Below are 21,870 nucleotides of genomic sequence, written 5' to 3'. Positions count from 1 at the left end.
ACGCGAAAATCCGGCGTCAGTTTAGCGTCGCGACCGCGAAATCGGGTTGCGTAACCCGCTCATGCAAACCCTACATTATGAGATAAGATTGCACGCGGGAGACAGATGAGGAAACAAAAATGCCTGAACCGGTTCTCGATCGCGTCGATCGCCACTTGCTGGCGGTGCTGCAGGAGAACGGCCGTGCGTCGAACCTCGATCTCGCGAAGGCGGTCGGCCTGTCGCCCGCGCAGACGCTCAGGCGCCATCGGCGCCTCGAGGAGATCGGCGCGATCCGCCGTTACGAAACCCGCCTGTGCCCGGACACGCTCGGCTTCGGCGTCACCGCGTTCGTGCACGTCACGATGGAGCGCGGGCATATCCGCGACCTGTCGAAATTCCAGAAGCTCGTGTCCGATCTCGCGCAGATCCAGGAATGCTTTTCGGTGACCGGCGATATCGACTACGTGCTGAAGGTGGTCGCGCGCGATCTGAAAGGCCTGTCGACGTTCCTGCTCGAGACGCTGATGCGGATTCCCGGCGTGAGCGGCGTGCATTCGAGCGTCTGTCTCGATGAAATCAAATGCACGAGCGCGATGCCGGTCGAAACCTGACGCGCTGCCGCGCAGCGCGGGCCGCCTTGCTCAGCGCACGGCTTCGAACGCGCTGATCAGCAGCGCGCCGCCGGCGATCACCGCACATCCGGCCGCGCGACGCGGCGTCAGCCGCTCGCCGAGATACACGCGCGCGATCAGCGCCGCGAACACCACGCTCGTTTCGCGCAATGCCGACACCGGCCCCATCGGCGCACGCGCCATGGCCCAGATCACGATCGCGTAGGCGAGCGCCGCGAACACGCCGCCGCACGCGGCCTTCGCGGTGTCGGCGAGATTCTGCGCGAGCCGCAGCGGCCCCGCCCGCAGCCGGTAGTACGCGGCCATCAGCGCCCCGGTCAGCACGAACGTCCACGCCGCATAGCCGATCGTGCTGCCGCTTTCCCGCACGCCGATTCCGTCGACGACGCTGTACGCGGCGATCGAAACGCCGGTCGCGAACGCGATCGGCAGCACCTGCTTCATCCGGTGCGCCGCGCCCGCGCGCCGCTCGAGGCCGATCGCCATGATGCCCGCGCAGATCAGGACGAGTCCGCATTGAGCGCCGGCGCTCAGGCGCTCGCCCGCGAACGCCGCGGCTCCGAGCGTGACGAGCAGCGGCGCGGTGCCGCGCGCGACCGGATACGCGACGCTCAGGTCGCCGTGCTCGTACGCGCGCACCAGCAGCAGCGTGTAGACCACGTGAATCGCCGCGGACGCGACGACGCAAGCCCAGCTCGCGGCCGCGATCGGCGCGGCGGCCGGCAGGAACAACAGCGCGAACAGCCCGATCGCGATCTGCAGGACGGTGGCCGAGCGCAGCCGGTCGCCGCTGCTGCGCACCAGCGCGTTCCACGACGCATGCAGGAAGGCGGCACACAGGACGGCGAACAGGACGGGAATCGGCACGTTGGACACTCGCTGACGGCAGCGACGCGGAATGGGTCGCCGCAGGCCGATCATCGTAAGAATCCGTCCCGGGCTTGTCAAAAAAGGCTTGCGGACCGGCTTCGCCGAATGAGCGACCGGCCGCGCGACGCAGGAGGCGCACGAGGCGGGCCTCGGCGATGCCGACACATGCCGCCGCCGTCATCGCACGCGCCTGAACGCGCGCCGTTCCTTTCCACTGTCTTTCGCATCGGCGCGCGGCGTAATGGAATCGATACCGGCACGCAATGATCGCGAAACCGCTCCGCCCCCATATCTTCATACCAAGCTGTTTCAATGCCGGGGCTCTACCACGAGCGCCGCGCCGAACCGACCCGGTGACGCAGCGGCGCTCCTTCGTCGAACAACCTACCTGGAGTTTCCCGATGTTTCGTCAAGCCTTGCTCGTCACCGCCTGCGCCGGCGCCACACTGGCGCTGTTCGCCTGCGGCGGCAGCGACGGTCCCTCGTCGACGCCCGCGGTGTCGTCGCAGGATGCGCTGCAGACCGCCACGCCGATCAAGCACGTCGTCGTGATCTACGGCGAAAACGTGTCGTTCGACCACTATTTCGGCACTTACCCGAACGCGACGAACCCGGCCGGCGAGCCGGCGTTCACCGCGAAGGCCGGCACGCCGTCGATCAACGGGCTGACGGGCACGCTGCTCACCGCGAACCCGAACTTCACGAACACCGCCAACGGCACCGACGCGGCCAATCCGTTCCGCCTCGATCGCACACAGGCCGCCACGGCCGACCAGAACCACGCGTACACGGCCGAACAGCTGGCCGCGGACAACGGCCTCGCCGACCTGTTCCCGAAATACACCGGCAAGGCGTCGGCGGGCGGCGCCGGCGCGTTCGGCACGAAGGGCCAGGTGATGGGCTACTTCGACGGCAACACCGTCACGGCACTGTGGAACTACGCGCAGCGCTTCTCGATGAGCGACAACGCGTACACGACGGTCTACGGCCCGTCGACGCCGGGCGCGCTGAACCTGATCGCGGGCCAGACCAACGGGATGCAGATCGTCAAGACGTCGAAGCAGCCGTCGACGCTCGCGGCCACGTCGTACTACATCAACGACGGCCAGGGCGGCCTCACGATGATCAACGACGTCGACCCCGGCTACGACGTGTGCTCGAGCACGACCGACCAGGCGATGATGAGCGGCAAGAACATCGGCGACCTGCTGAACGCCGCGAAGATCACCTGGGGCGGCTTCATGGGCGGCTTCAACCTGTCGACGACCAACGGCAACGGCACGACGGGCTGCGCGCGCAGCACGGTCGCGACCGCGGTGAACGCGGCGACGGCCGACTACATCCCGCATCACAACTGGTTCCAGTACTACGCGTCGACGTCGAACCCGCAGCACACGCGGCCGAGCTCGATCGCGGCGATCGGCTCGAGCGTCCAGACGGACGGCAAGACGGCGGAGCCGGCGAACCACCAGTACGACAGCGACGACTTCTTCGCGGCCGTGAAGGCAGGCAACTTCCCGTCGGTCAGCTTCCTGAAGGCGCCGGCTGCACAGGACGCGCACGCCGGCTACTCGGACCCGCTCGACGAGCAGGCGTTCGTGACGAAGGTGGTCAACTTCCTGCAGCAGCAGCCGGACTGGCAGAACACGGCCGTGATCGTCACGTATGACGACTCGGACGGCTGGTACGACCACGTGTACACGCCGCCGACCCATGCGTCGTCCGACGCGGTCGACCAGCTCAACGGCAACGGCAAGTGCGGCTCCGGCGGCACCACCGGCGTGAACGGCAGCACCGTGAACGGCCGCTGCGGCCCCGGTGTGCGCATCCCGCTGGTCGTGATCTCGCCGTACGCGAAGCAGAACTACGTCGACCACACGCTGATCGACCAGGCATCGGTCCTGCGCTTCATCGAGGACAACTGGCTCGGCGGCCAGCGCATCGGCGGCGGCTCGTTCGATGCGGTCGCAGGCGACCTGCGCGGGCTGTTCGACTTCTCGTCGAAGCCGAACACGGCGCCGCTGTATCTCGATCCGACCCAGGGCACCGTGCTGAGCGCGGCGCCGGCGAACTGACCGGTACCGCCTGACCGGCCTCTGTCGGCCGGCGCATCGCGCGCCGGCCGTTTCCATTTCAAGCGCCGCCGCGTGCGGCGCCCGACCGCCTCGACCCACAGCATGACAGCTCGTCCCGCGTACCCGTCCCCCGACACGCCCGGCGCCGCCGCGCCGCGCTCCCCCACCCGCGTGCTGCGCCGCGCGGCCTTCGTGCTCGCCGCGGCCGTGCTCGGCTACGGCGCCTTCGCGGTCGCGTTTCCGGCGCGCACGCCGGCCGCGATCGGCGAGGTCGTCGCGAACTGGACCGGCGCCAATCCGCATCCCGTGGTGCTGCAGCGGCCGCCCGTGCAGCCGCTGTCCGCGGTCGCGCAGCTCGGGCGCGCGCTGTTCTTCGATCCGTCGCTGTCGGCATCGGGCAAGCAGTCGTGCGCGTCGTGCCACAGCCCCGACCGCGCTTACGGGCCGCCGAACGCGCTCGACGTGCAGCCCGGCGGCCTCACGATGACGCAGCAGGGCTACCGCCCGCCGCCGTCGCTGATGTATCTGTACCGGCAGCCGAACTTCAGCATCGGCCCCGATGCGGGCGAAAACGACGCGGCGCCGAGCGTCGCGCAGCAGGCGGCGTCGGCTGCCGGCGTGGTCAAGGCGCAGAAGGTGGCCGGCACGGCGGCCGCGCCGCAACTCGTGCCGCAAGGCGGCATGTTCTGGGACGGCCGCGCCGACACGCTGCAGCAGCAGGCGTTCGGGCCGCTGCTGAACCCGGTCGAGATGGCCAACGCGAGCATCGACGACGTCGCGCGCAAGCTCGCGCAGTCGCCGCATCGCGCGCGCTTCGAGCAGTTGTTCGGCCCGCGCGTGTTCGCGAGCTCGCAGCTCGTCGTATCGGAGGCGATGTTCGCGATTGCGCGATACCAGGTCGAGGACCGGTCGTTCCATCCGTACGACAGCAAGTACGATCGCTGGCTGGAAGGCCGCGCGCGCCTCACGCAGACCGAGCTGCGCGGGCTGCGGCTCTTCAACGATCCGGCCAAGGCCAACTGTGCCGGCTGCCATCTGTCGCAGCCGGGCAAGGACGGCCTGCCGCCGATGTTCACCGACTACCAGTACGAGGCGCTCGGCGTGCCGCGCAACCGCGCGCTCGCGGCGAACCGCAACCCGGCGTTCCACGATCTCGGCGTGTGCGGGCCGTTCCGCGACGACCTGAAGGACCAGACGCAGTACTGCGGGATGTTCCTCACGCCGACGCTGCGCAACGCGGCGACGCGCCAGGTGTTCTTCCACAACGGCGTGTTCCACACGCTCGATCAGGTGATGGCGTTCTACAACGAGCGCAGCATCGCGCCGCAGAAGTTCTATCCGCGCGGCGCGGACGGCAAGGTCGACGAATACGACGACATTCCGCCGCAATACCGCGCGAACGTCGACGTGACCGATGCGCCGTTCGACCGCAAGCCCGGCGACCGGCCCGCGATGACCGAGCAGGACATCAAGGACATCGAGGCGTTCCTCGGCACGCTGACCGACGCGCCGCAGAAGTAGCCCGCGCACGACGCCGGCCGCGCATGTGGCGTCGGCGGCGTCAGCGGCACGCGCGGATGCAGAGGAATGCGGGCGAGCGCGACAGCTCCGCATGGAGCCGTTCCGACACGGCCTTCATCTGCGGCAGCGGCGTCGGTTCGACGAAGCGGTCGAGCCGCCAGCCGGCGTCGGCGAGCGGGTTCAGGATCTCGGCCAGCGGCCGGCGCCACGCTTCGACATAGGGTTTCGGTTCGCCGAAACCCGACCAGTGGAAGCCGAACCGGCTCGTTTCGAAGTACGTGCCGTCGCCGCGCGTACGCTCGTCCATCCAGTCGCGCATCGGATGCGCCATCGAGAACACCAGCGTCGCGCCCGGCCGCGCGACGCGCGCAAATTCCCGCAGCGGCACGGCGAGATCGCGCACGTAGTCGAAGGCGAGCGAGCACAGGATCTTGTCGAAGGCGCGCTCGGGCAGCCAGTCGAGCGGCGCCGCGAGATCGCCCTGCGCCACCTCGACCGCGAGCCCGGCGCAGCGCGCTCGCGCGAGCGCGACCATCTCGGGCGTGATGTCGAACGCGTGGACGGTCGCGCCGTGGCGCGCGAGGTGCTCGCTGCAGATGCCGGGGCCGCAGCCGGCGTCCAGCACCGCGAGGCCGGCGACGTCGCCGAGCAGCGCCAGCGACGCCGGGCGTTCGTACAGCGCGTTGTGCGCCTTGGTCGGCGCGATGTCCGCGTAGCGTTGCGCGAAGCTCGCGTATGCGTCGCGCGCGCTCGGCTGAGTCGGATCGGTCATGGCGGCGTCCATCGGCAGGAAACGGAATGCCGATTCTGCCTGAACGGCGCGCGGCCGGCGCATGCGCGGCGATGCGCTGCGTACGCCCCCTAGCGAGCCGCCGTCGCGCCGACGCCCACCGCCGCGACCGCATTCGCCCGGCGTTGCGCGAGCTGCTGCGCGAACCGGTATGCGGTGAGCGAGCCGGCCACGGCCAGCAGCATCGGCACGAGGCTGTCGTGATTCGCGCGCGTGAATTCGAGCAGCAGGACGACGGCCGTGATCGGCATCTGCATCGACGCGGCGAGAAACGCGGTCGCGCCGACCAGCGCGCAGCCGCCGACCGACGCGCCCGGCCACACGGCGCTCCACAACCCGCCCAGCACGACGCCGAGCAGCGCGCCGTTCGCGAGCCCCGGCGTCAGCAGCCCGCCCTCTGCGCCCGCGCGCAGGCTGCCCGCTTCGATCAGCACCTTCAGCACGAGCAGCGTGGCCGCGAGGCCGACCGTCAGCGTGCCGTCGAAACCGAGCGACGCCGGCCCCTTGCCGTTGCCGAGCAGTTGCGGGAAGCGCATCGCGAGCAAGCCGATCACCGCGAAGTTGACGAGCGCGAGCACCGGCAGCCACGCGCCCTTCGGCGCATCGGCGCGCGCGCGGGTCGTGAGCCGCACGAAGCCGTACGCGGCGAAGCCGAACAGCGGCCCGCAGACGATCGACCACGCCACCAGCGGCGTGCTCAGCACGAACGGCGGCACCGTGTACTGATGTTCGTTGCCGAGGCCGAGCCACGCGACGGCCGCGGCGAGCGCCGACGTGACGAGCGCCACCACCAGCGCGCGCAGCTCGAACGTGCCGACGAGCACTTCGAGCACGAACACGGCGCCGCCGAGCGGCACGTTGTAGACGGCCGCGAGGCCGGCGCCGGCCCCGCACGCGACCATCAGCCGACAGTCGGCGGGCGTGAGCCCCGCGCGCTGCGCGAGCCGCCCGGCGAGCAGCGCGCCGATTTCGCGCGGCGCGACCTCGCGGCCGAGCGGCGAGCCGAGCGCGACGGTCACGATCTGCAACAGCGCATGAACCGTGGTGCTGACCAACGGCATGCGCGGATCGGCCGCGCGCACGGCGCGCCGGATGCTGACGAGCGGCCGGCCGTAACGGTACAGCGCCCACCAGCCGCCGCCGGCGACGAGCCCGCACACGATCAGCACGCCGGCCCGCCGCAGCGGCTCGGCGCGCGTCACGCCGGTCAGAAAGCTCTCGGCGCCGATCACATGCGCGAGGTCGTAGCCGTACGCGACGTGCTGGATCGCATGCAGCAGCAGCGCGAGCAGCATCCCGCCGAAGCCGGCTCCGATACCGGTCAGGACCGTGACGATGGCGATCCGCGCGAACGGGCTGGCGGGCGGCGAAACAGGCGTGGGGGCGGACGGCAGATCGGGGCGCATGGGCAGGCGAGTCAGGATCGACGCCGCGGCGCGCACCATGCGCGCCGCTGTCAGGAACGCATCGTAGGTGCCGGCCGATCATGAGGCAAACGTCTTTTTCGAATCAAGTCATGCGCTTCATGACTATATCGGGGAAACGAAGCCGCGGCGCGGTGCGCCGCGCCGAACGCGTCACGCCGGATACGTGATGCGCTCGGGCTCCCGCCGCATGATGATTTTCCCGTGGCGAACCGACAGCGTCGCCTTCGCCTGCCGCCGCACCGCTTCGTAGTCGCTGTCGGCGTCGAGCACGACGAGGCTGGCCGGCCGCCCGACCTCGATCCCGTAGCGCTCGCCGAGATGCATCGTCGTCGCGCCGTGGTCGGTGACGAAGTCGAGGCAGCGCTGCAGGTCCTGGTAGCCCATCATGTGGCAGATGTGCAGGCCGGCGTCGAGCACGCGCAGGATATTGCCGTTGCCGAGCGGATACCACGGATCCTTGATCGAATCCTGTCCGAAGCACACGTTCAGCCCGGCGCGATCGAGTTCGGCGACGCGCGTGACGCCGCGCCGCTTCGGAAACGTGTCGAAGCGGCCCTGCAGATGGATGCTCTCGGTCGGGCACGACACGAAGTTCAGCCCCGCGCGCTTGAGCAGCCGGAACAGCTTCGAGCAGTACGCGTTGTCGTAGGAGCCCATCGCGGTGGTGTGGCTGGCCGTCACGCGCGCGCCCATCCCGCGCACGCGCGTCTCTTCCGCGAGCACTTCCAGAAAGCGCGACTGCGGATCGTCGGTCTCGTCGCAGTGGACGTCGACGAGACAGCCGGTGCGCTCGGCCAGCTCCATCAGGAAGCGGATCGAGCTGACGCCCTGCTCGCGCGTGTTCTCGAAATGGGGAATCCCGCCGACCACGTCCGCGCCGAGGTCGATCGCCTGCTCCATCAGCGCGCGGCCGCCGTCGAACGACTCGATGCCCTCCTGCGGAAACGCGACGATCTGCAGATCGATCAGCCCGCGCGCCTCCTCCTTCACTTCGAGCATCGCCTTCAGCGCGGCGAGCGTCGGGTCGGTAACGTCGACGTGGGTGCGCACGTGCTGAATGCCGTGATCGCGCAACATGCCGATCGCCGCATGCGCGCGCGCCTTGGTGTCGTCGTGCGTGATGGTCGCCTTGCGCTCGGACCAGCGCTCGATCCCCTCGAACAGCGTGCCGCTCATGTTCCAGGCCGGCTCGCCGGCCGTGAGCACCGCATCGAGATGAATGTGCGGCTCGACGAGCGGCGCGATCGCGAGCCGGCCGCCCGCGTCGACGTCGTCGGCGTGGCCGGGCGCGAGCGGCGCATGCTGCGCGTCGATGCGGGTAATCGTGTCGGCGTCGATGCCGATCGTGAACAGGCCGTCGCGGCCGCGCAGGCGCGCATTGATGACGTTCATGTGGGTCCAGGCGTGAAGCGGCCACCGCGGGCCGCGGGTGGGAACGGGTGAGCGAGATGCCGCGTCGCGCTCAATGGAACGTGTGGATCGTCAGGCCGGTCGCCGCGCGCATTTCGTCGTTCGTCACGTCGCGCACGTGCTTGCCGAAGGTCCATACGTGCCGGCCGGGATCGCGCGCGCGATACGTGCGGTCGCCGTAGAATTGGTCGGCCGGCGGCTGCAGGATCTCGGCGCCGGCCGCACGCGCGCGCTCGCAGTGCGCGTCGATGTCGGCGTCGTCCGGAAGATGCACGTGGACGTGCTGGGTATTGCGGCCGCCGGTGTCCTCCGGCGACGCGATGCAGTCGGCCCAGGCGCCACCGACCATGACGAGACCGTCGCCGAACGTCATTTCCGCGTGCGCGATGTCGCCGGCCGGCGTCATGACGACGATCGCGCGCTCGAAGCCGAACGCGTGCTCCAGCCAGTCCAGCGCGCCTTTCGGGTCGCGATAGCACAGCGCGCTGCTGAGGGAAGGTCGGCGGGGCGTGACCATCGGAATCTCCGGATCTCGGTATGGGCCTGTGCATTGTCCATGCGCACCGCGCGCCGATCAACTGCTCGCACCGGCGAGCCTGCATGTTGTCGATTTGCGACACGCCGCACACCCAGCCGGCGTCTTGCGGAGCGCATCGGCGACGAAAACGCGTATGGTTCCGCGGCTGCAGCGATTTGTGAACTCCGTGTGACACACTTTTGCGTAACTCGCAACAGTGTCTCCGGACGGCCGTCGCGCGAATCGGGCGCGCGCGCCCCTAAACTTGCGCCGAACTTTGGTCATCCATCCACACGCAGGAGCTGTCAGATGAAGAAAACCCTCGTTGCCGCCGCATGCACGACCGCGCTGTTCGCGCCGCTCGCCCATGCACAAAGCTCGGTCACGCTGTACGGCCTGATCGACGCCGGCATCGCCTATACCAACAACGCGGGCGGCGCATCGCTTTGGCGCATGACGAGCGGCACGATCAACGGCAGCCGCTTCGGCCTGAAGGGCTCCGAAGATCTCGGCGGTGGCCTGAAGGCGCTGTTCGTGCTCGAGAACGGCTTCAACGTGAACAACGGCGCGCTCGGCCAGGACAGCAAGCTGTTCGGCCGGCACGCATACGTGGGCCTGAGCGAAGCCGGCTACGGCACGCTGACGCTCGGCCGCCAGTACGACACGATGGTCGACTTCGTCGCGCCGCTGTCGGCGACGTCCGGCGACTTCGGTGACACGGGCTTCGCGCATCCGTTCGACAACGACAACCTGAACCACTCGGTGCGTATCAACAACGCGGTCAAGTACACGAGCGACACGATCGCCGGGTTCAAGGTCGGCGCGCTGTACGGCTTCTCGAACGCGACGAACTTCGGCAGCAACCGCGCCTACAGCTTCGCGGCGAGCTACACGAACGGCCCGCTGAAGGTCGCCGGCGCGTACCTGCAGATGAACGGCACCAAGGGCTCGACCAGCGCGAGCCCGGGCGCGACCGACGTCGCGGAAGCGAAGAGCCTGAGCCAGGGCGGCTGGTCGGTCGGCGCGGACCGCATGCGTTCGTACGGCGGCGGCCTCAGCTACGTGTTCGGCCCGGCGACCGTCGGCTTCGTCTATACGCGCTCGCAGTATGACAACTCGGGTTCGTTCGGCTCGACCGGCCAGGTCGCGTTCAACAACTACGACCTGAACGTGCGCTATGCGGTGACGCCGGCCGTGAGCCTGGGCGCAGCCTACGTCTACACGGACGCGAGCGTGTCGAATCCGGACAGCAAGCACGGCACCGATCCGAAGTGGCACCAGGTCGACCTGCAGGCCGTCTACAAGCTGTCGCGCCGCACCGACCTGTACGCGGAAGCGATGTATCAGCACGCATCGGGCCGCGGCTACCAGGCGTTCATCAACACGTCGGGCGGCGCATCGACCACCGCCAACCAGATCGTCGGCACGATCGGCATGCGCACGCGCTTCTGAGCGTCGATTCGGCTGATCTGAACGCCGCCCGCAACGATGAACCTGCCCTGACCGGCCGGTTCATCCGACGCGGGCGGCGTTCATTCATGCTGCATCCCAGAATGTTGTTCCATCTGAGAAGCTGCCTGCCTGGAATCGGGGTTTTTGCGCCTGCGTGCGCTGAATAGACTGGCATCCATGGATCGAATCGCATTGCGATCATGCATCGCGATCGTCGAACCGGCCTCACCCCGTGTACAGGAGAATCTCGTGAAATCGCTCGTCGTCACCGCCGCTGCTGCCGTGCTGCTCGTCGCTCCGGCCCTGTCGTTTGCCCAGTCGGCCAAGGCGCCCGCCACGCGCGCGCAGGTGCTTCAGGAGCTCTACGATCTCGAATCGGTCGGCTACAACCCGGCACTCGGCGACGCCGGCAACTACCCGGACGATCTCATGGCCGCCCAGCAGCGCCTCGCGGCCAAGCGGCTCGCCGCGCGCGATGCGGCGCAACGCGCGTACGGCCCGGCCGAAGGCGGCGCGACCGAATCGGGCGTGGCGGCGAAGCCTTCGCTGTAACGCGCATCAAACGACGCCGCGCCCGCACGATACGCATCATGCGGGCGCGGCACGGCGCACGGCTTCTACACGACGCCCCGCAAGCGATGCGAGCCGCGCAACCCACACAGGGCAGGCGTTCGCCGCTCGTGCAGCACGCTCAGGCTTCCTGCGGCTCGCTCTCGCGCGCGATCGCCTGCAGCATCTCGACGTCGTGCGCGATCATCCCCGGCACCTGCGCGCGCAGCATCTCGACCCAGGTGCGCACCTTCGCGTCGACGAAACGGCGCGACGGATACAGCGCATACACGTTCATCTTCTGCAGGATGTGGCTCGGCAACACGCGCACGAGCGTGCCGTCCTGCAACGCGTCGATCGCCGAATACAGCGGCAGCATGCCGATGCCGAGGCCGTCGCGGATCGCGAGCGCGAGCGACTCGGCCGTGTTGGTTTGCACCGGCCCGGCGACATGGATCTGCTCGACGCCGTCGGCGCCTTCGAGCACCCACTCGTGCGTCGGGAACGCCGGCGTGCAGAGCGTCAGGCACGCGTGCGCGCCGAGATCGGTCGGATGCTCCGGCGCGCCGTGGCGCGTCACGTATTCGGGCGACGCGCACAGGATGCTGAAGGTCGAGCCGAGCAGGTGCGACACGAGTTCCGAATCGGGCAGCGACGACGCGGTCACGACCGCCATGTCGCTCGTGCCGTCGAACAGGTCGGGCATCCGCTGCGACAGCGACAGTTCGATCGACACGTCCGGATACTGCGCGTGATAGCGCGTGAGCGTGGGCATCACGTAGTGATGGCCGACGCTCGCGAAGCTGTGCATGCGCAGCACGCCCGCCGGGCGCTCGTGCGCGCAGCTCGCCTCCTCCTCCGCGCGATCGACGTCGGCGAGAATCTGGCGACAGCGCCGTAAATAGTTTTCGCCGGCCGAGGTCAGCGCAAGGCGGCGGGTCGAGCGATTCATCAGACGAGTGCGCAGCCGCGCTTCGAGCTCGGACACCGCGCGCGACATCGCGCCCGTCGTCGAGTTCAGCGATTGTGCGGCGGCAGTGAAACTGCCTGTCTCGACCACGCGCGTAAACACGCGCATGTTTTGTAGCGTATCCATTCCTGTAAGCCACCTGTAGCAGAGCCGTCATTTTCCTCCAGCGGGTGCGACAGATTGTTGCCACGCCAGCAACTATCGTTTCCCTGCAACTGCGTTAATGCACACGCGCGGCGCTCCTACAATCGGTGCCTCATCAGTCGACTGGTCCTGTTCGGCCGCACGACGGCACCGCACGGACCTCTGCCTTTTCATGAAGCCACAACCTGCGATCGAGCAACCTCCCATCGAACCGCCACGATGGAGCACCTGGCTCGATCCGCTCGGCAAAGCCGCACGCGACTGGGCGACGAGCGACGGGCTGATCTGGCTGCACCTCGCCAAGACCGTGCTCGCCGCGCTGCTCGCGATGGGCATCGCGATGCGGCTCGAGATGTCGCAGCCGCGCACCGCAATGACCACCGTGTTCGTGCTGATGCAGCCGTTGTCGGGGATGGTGTTCGCGAAGAGCTTCTACCGCGTGCTCGGCACGGCGGCCGGCCTGGTGGCCGCGTTGGCGCTCGGCGGCCTGTTCGCGCAGCAGCCCGAGCTGTACATGGCCGGCATCACGCTGTGGATCGGCAGCTGCATCGCGCTCGCGGTGCGCAACCGTCACTTTCGCTGGTACGGCTTCGTGCTCGCCGGCTACACGGCCGCGCTGATCGGCCTGCCCGCGGTGATGACGCCGCAGACGCTGTTCCAGTCGGCGCTCACGCGCGCCGCCGAAGTCGCGCTCGGGATCGCCTGCTCGGGTGCGGTCAGCGCGCTGATCCTGCCGCTCAGTTCCGCGAAGGCGTTGATGCGCTCGCTGGCCGCGCGTCGCGTGAAGTTCGCCTCGTTCGCGGCCAGCGCGCTGTCCGGCGAGCTGGCGCGCGGCGACTTCGAACGGCGCTTCGCCGACTTCGTCGACGAGATCGTCGGCTTCGAGGCGAACCGTGCGTTCGCATCGTTCGAAGACCCGCACATTCGCGCACGCAGCCGCCGGCTCGCGCGGCTGAACAGCGAGTTCATGAACGCCTGCACGCGGCTGCACGCGCTGCACCAGCTCATCAAGCGCCTGCGCGTGAACCAGTCGGACGCCGTGCTCGGTGCGATCGCGCCGCACCTCGACGGCCTCGCGCAGCGGATCGCCGCCTTGCGCGACGAGCGGCAGCGCGGCATCACGACGACGACCGGCGCGCTGCTGGAACTGCGCCGCTTCCACGCGGCGCTGCCGAAGGCCGCACGCGCGTCGCGCCGCGCGATCGAGGATCATGCGGCCGGCGGCCTGCTCGATTTCGATACCGCGATCGAGCTGATGTATCGCTTCATCGGCGAGTATCTCGGCTATGCGGACACCAACGCGTCGCTCGACCGCGACGATCATGCGTTCGAGCGCTCGGTCACGCACTACGCGGTGAAGACGAATTCGTTCTTCGTCGGCTTCGCGTTCCTGCGCACGCTCGTCGCCGTGGGCGCGATGAGCGCGTTCTGGATCGCGTCGGAGTGGCCGAGCGGTTCGCTGGCCGTGATCTCCACGGCCATCGCGTGCGCGTTGAGCTCGACGTCGCCGCGCGCGCCGAAATTCGTCGCACAGATGAGCGTCGGCGCGGCGTTCGCGACGGCCGTCGGCTACGTGTGCCTGTGCTACGTCTATCCGAACATCGACGGCTTTCCGCTGCTGTGCGCGGCGCTCACGCCGGTGCTCGGCCTCGGCGCATTTCTCGCGATGCGACCGGGCCTGTCCGGCTACGGGATCGGGTTTGCGGTGTTCTTCTGTCTGCTGGCCGGGCCGGACAACGCGATTTCGTATACGCCCGAGTTGCTGATCAACAACGGCGTCGCGGTCGTCGTCGCGCTGCTCGCCTGCTCGATCATGTTCGCGGTCGTGTTTCCGACGCACATGCCGTGGCTCACGTCGCGCATCGCGCACGATCTGCGCCGCCAGGTCACGCTCGCCTGCGAAGACACGCGCGAAGGTCTCGCCGCGCGGTTCCAGTCGAGCACGCATGACCTGATGGCGCAGCTGCGCACGCTGCTCGTGAAGCGCACGCGCCAGCATCGGATTGCATTGCGCTGGATGCTGTCGACGCTCGAGGTCGGCCACGCGGTCATCGACCTGCGCGACGAGATGAACGAGTTCTGCGCAACGAAGCCGCCGCAGACGCTGCACTGGACCGCATCGGTCGACGCGGTGCTGCACGAGCTACCGCGCTTCTTCGACGATCCGACGCCAAGTCACCACGCCCGCACGCTGAAATCGGTGAATCTGGCGATCCGCGCCGCGCAGCATACGCTGCATGCGTGGTACGCGGTGCCCGACGAGCGCCACCGCATGCAGCGCATCATCGGCTGCCTGCACTTCCTCCGCAGCGCGCTGCTGGACAAGGATGCGCCGTTCAATCGTCACTACGGCTGAAGGCGGCGGAAACCGTGTCGGCTGCGACGGCGATCGATGCGCACGCAACCTCACCCTTGTTGCGATTGGAAATAAGCTCTACACCCGCGGTGATTAATCTTTAGGCACCGCGAGCCTATAGTTTGGTCACTGCCGGCGACGCCGGTACTGACCCAGGAGAGCCCCAAATGAAGCCGCTGTATCTCGCCGTCGTTGCCCTGTCGCTCACCGCTGCCGTCGCGCACGCCCAGCCCGCCCCGGCCGACGGTGCACAGCAACCGGCGAACCGCGCCGAAACCGTCGAGGCCGCAGGCCGTGTCGATCGTACGCAATCGAAGCAGGAAGATCCGAACGCCTGCGTGGGCCCCGTCAGCTTCTGCAACGTCTACTTCGGCAGCTGAGCATGACGCCGCGTCGTCATGGCCCGGCCCGCCGCGCGCGCATCGTCCGCATTGCCTGCGCGCGCGCCCGACGAGCCGGCCGATCGCTGCAACCGCATTGCCCGTCACTCCGCTTCGATTGAAGCGGCGTGGTCGTTTCAGGCCCGCCGCCCTGGGCGCCACGTCGCCTCGCCTCGCCTCACCTCGCGCACCGCATCCAGCAGCCGTCCCGCCACACCGTCACCCTGCCGACGCGATGAACCCGCCGTCGGGCGCAGGATGCGGCACGTACCAGCCGAAATACACTTCAGCCTCCACGATCCGACCATCGCGCACGCGTAATCGCTCCGCGTTCCGGAAGCGCTTGCCGCTCGTCGTGTCGGCTTCATAGACGACGAACACGTACTCGCCGTGCACGGCGACGTCGACGAACCGGAAACCGGCGAGCAGCGCGCTGTTCGGCCAGCAACGGGCCAGATACGCGTCGCGGTCGAGCCGGTTGTCGAGCGGGCTGGTGAAATGGAAATCCGGCGCAATCAGCGCTTCGATCGCGTCGCGGTCCTTGTCGACGTACGCGCGGTAGCTCGCGCGTGCAACCTCACCGGGGTCGTCGGGCATCGTCGTTACCTCCGAAGATAGCCGGGGCGAACGCAACGGCCGTGCGTCGCCCCGAAAGCATCGGGCAGACATCATGCGGCAGCGAGGCCGCAGGCCCGCGCCGCCGCGATTGCCGGGTCGCGGGCGCGCGGGCATGATGTGGGCCAGCGTGCCGGCTGAACGCGCAGCGGTTGTCGCCGCGCGCGACCGGCATCCTGAGCAATCCGCGTGCCGGCGCGGGCCGTCTACGTCACCGAATCCATGTCACTACGCGCATTCAGAACGCTGGTCGCGATCGCCCGATACCGGACCTTCGCACGCGCCGGCGAAGCGATCGGCCTTACGCAATCGGCGGTGAGCCTGCAGATCAAGGCGCTCGAAAGCGAATACAACGTCAGGCTGTTCGACCGGTCGCGCCGTCAGCCGGTGCTGACCGAAGCCGGCAACATTCTGCTCGCGCAGGCCGAACAGGTGCTCGCGCTGGTCGACCGGATTCCCGATGCGCTCAGCGACGAGAAGAAGCTCGTCGGCCGGCTGCGCATCGGCGCGATCCAGACCGCGCTGTCGGGGCCGCTGCCCGATGCGCTGCTGGCGCTGCGCGCCGCGCATCCGTCGCTGCACGTGCACGTGTCGGCCGGCATGTCGGCCGAACTCGCGAACCGCGTCGCCGCCGGCGAGCTCGACGCGGCGATCACGACGCGCCCGGTGCGCCCGCACCCGCCCGCGCTCACGTGGACCACCTTGTACGAAGACCGCTTCTGGCTGCTCGCGCCGCCGCACGCGACGCAGCGCGACGCGCGCACGCTGCTCGACGCGCTGCCGTTCATCCGCTTCGACGCGCAGGCTTGGGCCGGCCGAATGATCGCCGCCGAGCTGCGCCGCATCGGCGTGCGCGTGCGCGAGCAAATGGTGCTCGACAGCGCGGAGACGATCGCACGGATGGTCGCGCGCGGCCTCGGCGCGGCGATCGTCGCGCTGCCCGACGCGACGCTCGCGCGGCTGCCGCCCGTCACGCGCCTGCCGTTCGGCGAGCCGCAGATGGGCCGCGAGGTCGTGCTGCTCGAACATCAATCGCGCCCGGCCGAGCGCTTCGCGCGTGCGCTGGCGGCCGAAGTCACCGCGTCAGCGATGAGAATTTCTCATTGAACGCCCGATAATTAACCATTATTGCTGCTGGATCGGCGTGCTAACTTGGCGGCATCGTCACTCTTTCGATCGCCCGCCGTCATGTCGCCTGCCCGCTGGATTCCCGCGTCGCCGTGCTTCGCCGCCTGCCTGAGGGCGCGCCGATGATCGGCCCCGTCCTGCTCGCGCTCGCGCCGGTCGCGCTGCTCGTCGCATTCGGCCACGGGCTGCGGCGCACGGGCTTCATCGGCGACGCGTTCTGGCCGCAAGCCGAGCGGCTCTGCTATTACGTGCTGCTGCCCGCGCTGTTCGCGCACGGCCTCGCGAATGCGCGGCTGCAAGCGCTGCCGGTCGTGCCGCTCGCCGCGGCGCTGGTCGGGTCGACCGCGGTCGTCGCGGCGCTGGTGCTGCTGGTTCGCCGGTTCGTGCAGGTCGACGGCGCGGGCTTCACGTCGGTGTTCCAGGGCGCGGTGCGCTTCAACAACTATGTCGGCACGGCGCTCGCCGCCGGGCTGTTCGGCGCGCGCGGGATCGCGCTCGCGGCCGTATGCGTCGCCGCCATCGTGCCGACCGTCAACCTGATGTGCGTGCTGGTGTTCGCGCGCTTCGGCGCGACGCGACTCGGCGCATGGGCGCTCGTGCACCGGATCGTGTCGAATCCGCTGGTCGTCGGCTGCGCGCTCGGGATCGCGATGCAGGCGGGCGGGATCGCGTTTCCGCCAGCGATCGAGCCGGCCGTGCGCGCGCTCGGCGCCGCGTCGATGCCGCTCGGCCTGCTGTGCGTGGGCGCTGCGCTGCGGTTCGACGCAGCGCGCGGCTGGATGCAGCCGATGTGTATCGCGTCTGCGTTCAAGTTCATGGCGATGCCGCTTGCGACGCTCGCGGCCGGCCGCCTGTTCGGGCTCGGCGATGCCGCGCTGACGATCGCGCTGCTGTTCCAGGCGCTGCCGACGTCGTCCTCGTCGTACATCATGGCGCGCCAGCTCGGCGGCGATGCACCGCTGATGGCAGGCATCACCGCGTTCCAGACGATTGCGGCCGCATTCGCGATGCCGGTCGTGCTGGCCGCGTTCGGCGCGCTGCCGATGTAGCGCTGAAAGGTCGGCGGGTGGAGGGCGACGGGTTGTCGCCGTTTCGCCGTATTGCCGTATTGCCGTGTCACCGTATTGCCGTGCCGCGATGCTGCCGTATGCGGTGCCGCGGTATCGAGGCGCTACGGAGCCGCGGGCGCCTGCGGTGCTACGGGCGGCGTCGTCTGTCGCACATCGCCGCGTCAGCCGCCGCGCGTTCGCGCGTGCGCCCGACGTCGGCGCGCGCCAACGCTTCCGACCGCGAACGCTCGCACCGCTTCCGCCAATCGCCAATCGCCGCCCGCCCCACCGATGCAGCCGCACGCGCGCCTGCATACCCCCAGCGGCGCCGATGCGCGCCCGCTTCTTCTCGCAGCCGCGCCGAAAACCGCCTATGGTGAATGGAGCGTGTCGGTGCATGCGTCGCGCACGACCGTCCGACCGTCCGACGCCCGCACCGGCGGCGCCGGCGCCGCGTTCCGGCGCCACGCCCCGCAATTGCGCGCACGCCCGGCCGTGTGCGCGATTGTGCCGCCCACCGGACCATCAGGAGGTATCCATGAAAGCCGTGCTGCTCGTCAGTTCCGCCCTGCTCGCCATGGCGTCCGTTTCGGCGTCGGCTCAAGGCTCGATCACCAAAATCGAAAACGGCGCGCTCGTCGCCGCGAACGGCATGACCGTCTACGCGTTCGACAAGGACAAACCGAACGCGGGCACCAGCGCGTGCAGCGGTCAGTGCGAAGCGCTCTGGCCGCCGTACAAGGCCAGCGCGACCGATGTGCCGGTCGGCCCCTATACGATCGTCAAGCGCGACGATGGCAGCCCGCAATGGGCATACAAGGGCAAGCCGCTGTATTTCTTCTCGAAGGACATGAAACAGGGCGACCGCAACGGCGACAACTTCAAGAACGCATGGCACGTGGTCGCGCCGTAGGCGCCCGTCGCGCGCGTTCACCGCGCCCACGCGGGCCGCACGCATGAAAAAGCCCGCGCCGATCGTCGCTCGGCGCGGGCCTGCGTTGCTTCGCACACGCGGCGCCGCGCACCGGGCGCGGCAGCCGCGAACGCGTCAGCGGTTCGACGGGAAGCTGAACACCGTCCCTTCCCGCACGCCGGCCGACGGCCAGCGCTGCGTGATCGTCTTGCGCTTCGTGTAGAACCGCACCGCGTCCGGGCCGTAAGCGTGCAGATCGCCGAACAGCGAGCGCTTCCAGCCGCCGAACGAGTGGTACGCGACCGGCACCGGCAGCGGCACGTTGATGCCGACCATGCCGATCTGGATGTTGTCGCTGAAATAGCGCGCGGCCTCGCCGTCGCGCGTGAACAGGCACGTGCCGTTACCGTATTCGTGCGCGTCGATCAGCGCCATCGCTTCGTCGAGCGAGTTCAGCCGGATCACGCCGAGCACCGGCCCGAAGATCTCGTGCTGATAGATCGGCATGCCCGGCTTCACGTGGTCGAACAGGCACGGGCCGAGGTAGTAGCCGCCGTCGTGGCCGTCCACTTTCACGCCGCGGCCGTCGACCACCAGCGTCGCGCCGGCGGCGACGCCCGCGTCGACGAAGCCCGTGACCTTGTCGAAGTGCTGCTTCGTGACGAGCGGCCCCATGTCGACGCCCGCGCCGTTGCCGGGGCCGACCTTCATTTTTTCGATCTCGGCCTTGAGCCCGGCGACGATGCGGTCGCCCGTTTCATCGCCAATCGCGACGACGAGCGGAATCGCCATGCAGCGCTCGCCGCACGAACCGTAGGCGGCGCCCATCAGCGCGTTCACCGCGTTGTCGATGTCGGCGTCGGGCATCACGACCGCGAAGTTCTTCGCACCGCCCAGCGCCTGCACGCGCTTGCCGTTCGCGCAGCCGGTCGAGTAGATGTACTCGGCGATCGGCGTCGAGCCGACGAAGCTCACCGCCTTCACGCGCGCGTCGGTGAGGATCGTGTCGACCGCCTCCTTGTCGCCGTTCACGACGTTCAGCACGCCGGGCGGCAGGCCGGCCTCGAGCGCGAGCTCGGCCATGCGCAGCGTCGACGAAGGCGTGCGCTCCGACGGCTTCAGCACGAACGTGTTGCCGCACGCGACGGCCATCGGCCACATCCACAGCGGCACCATCACCGGGAAGTTGAACGGCGTGATGCCGGCGACCACGCCGAGCGCCTGGAACTCGCTCCACGAGTCGATCGCGGGGCCGACGTTCTTGCTGTGCTCGCCCTTCAGCAGCTCGGGCACGTAGCTCGCATATTCGACGTTCTCGATGCCGCGCTGCAGCTCGCCCATCGCATCGGCGAGCACCTTGCCGTGCTCGGCCGTGATCAGCGCGCACAGTTCGTCCGCATGCTCTTCGAGCAGCGTCTTGAAGCGGCTCATCACGCGCGCGCGCTTCAGCGGCGGCGTGTTGCGCCACGCCGGGAACGCGGCCTGCGCGGACGCGATCGCGGCGTCGACGGTCAGCTGGTCGGCAAGCGCGACGCTCTTGTGCGATTCGCCGGTGGCCGGGTCGAACACCGGCTGCACGCGGCTGCCGCCGTCGACGCGCTTGCCGTCGATCAGATGGCCGAGGGTGGAAGTCACATTGCTGTCGTGTTTCATGGATGGCTCTTTCGTCGATTCGTTGGTCGCGGTCACGTCGGTGACCGCGGTGGTCGCGATGACGCGGCGCTCGCTCAGTCGACTTCGTTCAGCGCGTCGGACAGCGCGTTGACGAGGTTGTCGATCTCGCGCTTCTCGGCGATGAACGGCGGCGCGAGCTGGATCGTGTCGCCGCCGTAGCGCACGTAGAAACCCTTCGCCCAGCAACGCATCGCGATCTCGTACGGACGCCGTGCCGGCTCGCCCGGCAGCGCCGCGATCGTCAGGCCGGCCGCGAGCCCGTAGTTGCGGATGTCGGCGATATGGCGCTGCCCCTTCAGCCCGTGCACGGCCGCCTCGAAATGCGGCGCGAGATCGCGCACGCGCGCGACCGCGTCTTCCTTCACGAGCAGGTCGAGCGCCGCCACGCCGGCCGCACACGCGACCGGGTGCGCCGAATAGGTGTAGCCGTGCGGGAACTCGAGCATGTAATCGGGGCCGCCGGCCGCCATGAACGTGTCGTAGATCTCCTTCGTCGCGATCACGCCGCCGAGCGGCTGCGTGCCGTTGGTCACCTGCTTCGCGAAGTTCATGATGTCGGGCGTCACGCCGAACGCATCGGCGCCCGTCATCGCGCCGGAGCGGCCGAAGCCCGTGATGACCTCGTCGAAAATCAGCAGGATGTCGTGCGCGGTGCAGATGTCGCGCAGGCGCTTCAGATAGCCCTTCGGCGGGATGACCACGCCTGCCGAACCGGAGAACGGCTCGACGATCACGGCCGCGATGTTCGACGCGTCGTGCAGCGTGATCAGGTCGAGCAGACGGTCGGCGAGGTCGGCGCCGTTATCCGGCATCCCGCGCGAGAACTTGTTTTCGGCGAGCTGCGTGTGCGGCAGGAAATCGGCGTCGATGCCCTGGCCGAACAGCTTGCGGTTCGCGCCGATCCCGCCGACCGAGATGCCGCCGAAGTTCACGCCGTGATAGCCCTTCTCGCGGCCGATCAGGCGCGTCTTCGTGCCCTTGCCCTTCGCGCGCCAGTAGGCACGGGCCATTTTCAGCGACGTGTCGGCCGCCTCCGAGCCCGAGCCCGTGAAGAACACGTAGTCGAGGCCGGCCGGCGTCAGCTCCTTGATCTTGTTCGCGAGCTCGAACGACTTCGGGTGGCCGAACTGGAACGCCGGCGCGTAGTCGAGCTGCGCGATCTGGCGGCTCACCGCTTCGGTGATTTCCGTGCGGCCGTGACCGAGGCCCGTGCACCACAGGCCCGACAGGCCGTCGAAGATCTTGCGGCCTTCGGCGTCCGTGTAATAGGCGTCCTTGGCGGACACGATCATCCGCGGGTCGGACTTGAACTGACGGTTCGCGGTGAACGGCATCCAGTGCGCGTCGAGCCATGCGGCGTCGGTGCGGAGGTTCGTGTCTTCGTGCTGGCTGGCGGAGATCGTGTCGGTCATGTGG

19 protein-coding genes are annotated in these 21,870 nt (G+C 68.9%); 10 read left to right on the top strand and 9 right to left on the bottom strand.

Translation table 11 applies throughout. The features are described 5' to 3' along the window. Positions 1-119: 119 nt before the first annotated feature. Entirely contained in the window at positions 120-593 is a 474-nt protein-coding gene (locus MBR110_RS18345) for an Lrp/AsnC family transcriptional regulator (protein ID WP_011882165.1), read from the top strand. A gap of 30 nt (positions 594-623) precedes the next feature. On the opposite strand, the gene MBR110_RS18340 is transcribed toward MBR110_RS18345, so the two are convergent. Next, positions 624-1,481: an EamA family transporter gene (locus tag MBR110_RS18340; RefSeq protein WP_034193558.1), complete on the bottom strand. Its 858-nt coding sequence runs from the start codon at positions 1,479-1,481 to the stop codon at positions 624-626. Positions 1,482-1,885: 404 nt separating this feature from the next. Here MBR110_RS18340 and MBR110_RS18335 point away from each other — a divergent pair, with 404 nt between their 5' ends. Both MBR110_RS18335 and MBR110_RS18330 read left to right on the top strand, forming a co-directional pair. Beyond that, entirely contained in the window at positions 1,886-3,559 is a 1,674-nt protein-coding gene (locus MBR110_RS18335) for a phospholipase C (protein WP_011882163.1), read from the top strand. Positions 3,560-3,661: 102 nt separating this feature from the next. Next, positions 3,662-5,080: a cytochrome-c peroxidase gene (locus tag MBR110_RS18330; RefSeq protein WP_011882162.1), complete on the top strand. Its 1,419-nt coding sequence runs from the start codon at positions 3,662-3,664 to the stop codon at positions 5,078-5,080. Between the two features lie 40 nt (positions 5,081-5,120). Here the strand turns inward: MBR110_RS18330 and MBR110_RS18325 are convergent, their stop codons facing one another. From MBR110_RS18325 to MBR110_RS18310, 4 genes are all read right to left on the bottom strand, one after another. Continuing rightward, positions 5,121-5,852 carry a class I SAM-dependent methyltransferase gene (locus tag MBR110_RS18325; RefSeq protein WP_059567842.1) on the bottom strand — a complete coding sequence of 244 codons (732 nt, stop codon included), beginning with the start codon at positions 5,850-5,852 and terminating at the stop codon, positions 5,121-5,123. Between the two features lie 89 nt (positions 5,853-5,941). Next, complete coding sequence (locus MBR110_RS18320) at positions 5,942-7,276, bottom strand: chloride channel protein (RefSeq protein WP_043292454.1); 1,335 nt, start codon at positions 7,274-7,276, stop codon at positions 5,942-5,944. A gap of 171 nt (positions 7,277-7,447) precedes the next feature. Next, positions 7,448-8,689, bottom strand: a complete 1,242-nt coding sequence (gene codA, locus MBR110_RS18315; protein WP_014724931.1) for a cytosine deaminase — start codon at positions 8,687-8,689, stop codon at positions 7,448-7,450. Positions 8,690-8,759: 70 nt separating this feature from the next. Beyond that, positions 8,760-9,224, bottom strand: a complete 465-nt coding sequence (locus MBR110_RS18310) for a VOC family protein (protein WP_014724932.1) — start codon at positions 9,222-9,224, stop codon at positions 8,760-8,762. A gap of 309 nt (positions 9,225-9,533) precedes the next feature. On the opposite strand from MBR110_RS18310, the gene MBR110_RS18305 reads away from it, so the two are divergent. Both MBR110_RS18305 and MBR110_RS18300 read left to right on the top strand, forming a co-directional pair. Continuing rightward, on the top strand, positions 9,534-10,676 hold the full coding sequence (locus tag MBR110_RS18305; protein WP_011882157.1) for a porin: 1,143 nt from the start codon (positions 9,534-9,536) through the stop codon (positions 10,674-10,676). A gap of 249 nt (positions 10,677-10,925) precedes the next feature. Beyond that, the gene (locus MBR110_RS18300) at positions 10,926-11,228 is read left to right on the top strand and encodes a DUF4148 domain-containing protein (RefSeq protein ID WP_181709463.1); all 303 of its coding nucleotides are present in this window, start codon (positions 10,926-10,928) and stop codon (positions 11,226-11,228) included. Between the two features lie 139 nt (positions 11,229-11,367). Here the strand turns inward: MBR110_RS18300 and MBR110_RS18295 are convergent, their stop codons facing one another. Continuing rightward, positions 11,368-12,321, bottom strand: a complete 954-nt coding sequence (locus MBR110_RS18295) for a LysR family transcriptional regulator (RefSeq protein WP_011882155.1) — start codon at positions 12,319-12,321, stop codon at positions 11,368-11,370. A gap of 190 nt (positions 12,322-12,511) precedes the next feature. Between MBR110_RS18295 and MBR110_RS18290 the strand changes: the two genes are divergently transcribed. Beyond that, positions 12,512-14,695 (top strand): FUSC family protein, encoded by a 2,184-nt coding sequence (locus MBR110_RS18290; RefSeq protein WP_011882154.1) that lies wholly within the window; start codon positions 12,512-12,514, stop codon positions 14,693-14,695. 167 nt (positions 14,696-14,862) lie between these two features. Further along, positions 14,863-15,075: a hypothetical protein gene (locus tag MBR110_RS18285; protein WP_011882153.1), complete on the top strand. Its 213-nt coding sequence runs from the start codon at positions 14,863-14,865 to the stop codon at positions 15,073-15,075. Between the two features lie 219 nt (positions 15,076-15,294). Here the strand turns inward: MBR110_RS18285 and MBR110_RS18280 are convergent, their stop codons facing one another. Further along, positions 15,295-15,672, bottom strand: a complete 378-nt coding sequence (locus MBR110_RS18280; RefSeq protein ID WP_011882152.1) for a nuclear transport factor 2 family protein — start codon at positions 15,670-15,672, stop codon at positions 15,295-15,297. A 240-nt stretch (positions 15,673-15,912) separates the two neighbouring features. On the opposite strand from MBR110_RS18280, the gene MBR110_RS18275 reads away from it, so the two are divergent. The 3 genes from MBR110_RS18275 (at position 15,913) to MBR110_RS18265 (ending at position 18,780) form a co-directional block, all read left to right on the top strand. Further along, positions 15,913-16,797, top strand: coding sequence for a LysR substrate-binding domain-containing protein (locus MBR110_RS18275; protein WP_059577837.1), 885 nt, complete (start codon positions 15,913-15,915; stop codon positions 16,795-16,797). 143 nt (positions 16,798-16,940) lie between these two features. Further along, a complete protein-coding gene (locus tag MBR110_RS18270; protein WP_011882150.1) occupies positions 16,941-17,867 on the top strand; it encodes an AEC family transporter in 927 nt (308 codons plus the stop codon). 538 nt (positions 17,868-18,405) lie between these two features. Beyond that, a complete protein-coding gene (locus MBR110_RS18265; RefSeq protein ID WP_014724939.1) occupies positions 18,406-18,780 on the top strand; it encodes a COG4315 family predicted lipoprotein in 375 nt (124 codons plus the stop codon). Positions 18,781-18,915: 135 nt separating this feature from the next. Here the strand turns inward: MBR110_RS18265 and MBR110_RS18260 are convergent, their stop codons facing one another. Together MBR110_RS18260 and MBR110_RS18255 are read right to left on the bottom strand one after the other, a co-directional pair. Further along, positions 18,916-20,433, bottom strand: a complete 1,518-nt coding sequence (locus MBR110_RS18260) for a CoA-acylating methylmalonate-semialdehyde dehydrogenase (RefSeq protein WP_034193517.1) — start codon at positions 20,431-20,433, stop codon at positions 18,916-18,918. A 74-nt stretch (positions 20,434-20,507) separates the two neighbouring features. After that, complete coding sequence (locus tag MBR110_RS18255) at positions 20,508-21,866, bottom strand: aspartate aminotransferase family protein (RefSeq protein WP_011882147.1); 1,359 nt, start codon at positions 21,864-21,866, stop codon at positions 20,508-20,510. Between the last annotated feature and the right edge of the window lie 4 nt (positions 21,867-21,870).

Source organism: Burkholderia sp. MBR-1, from assembly GCF_013822785.1.
GTDB classification, from domain to species: domain Bacteria; phylum Pseudomonadota; class Gammaproteobacteria; order Burkholderiales; family Burkholderiaceae; genus Burkholderia; species Burkholderia vietnamiensis.
Note: the sequence above shows the minus strand (reverse complement) of the source record. Positions and strands in the feature narration are given on the sequence as shown.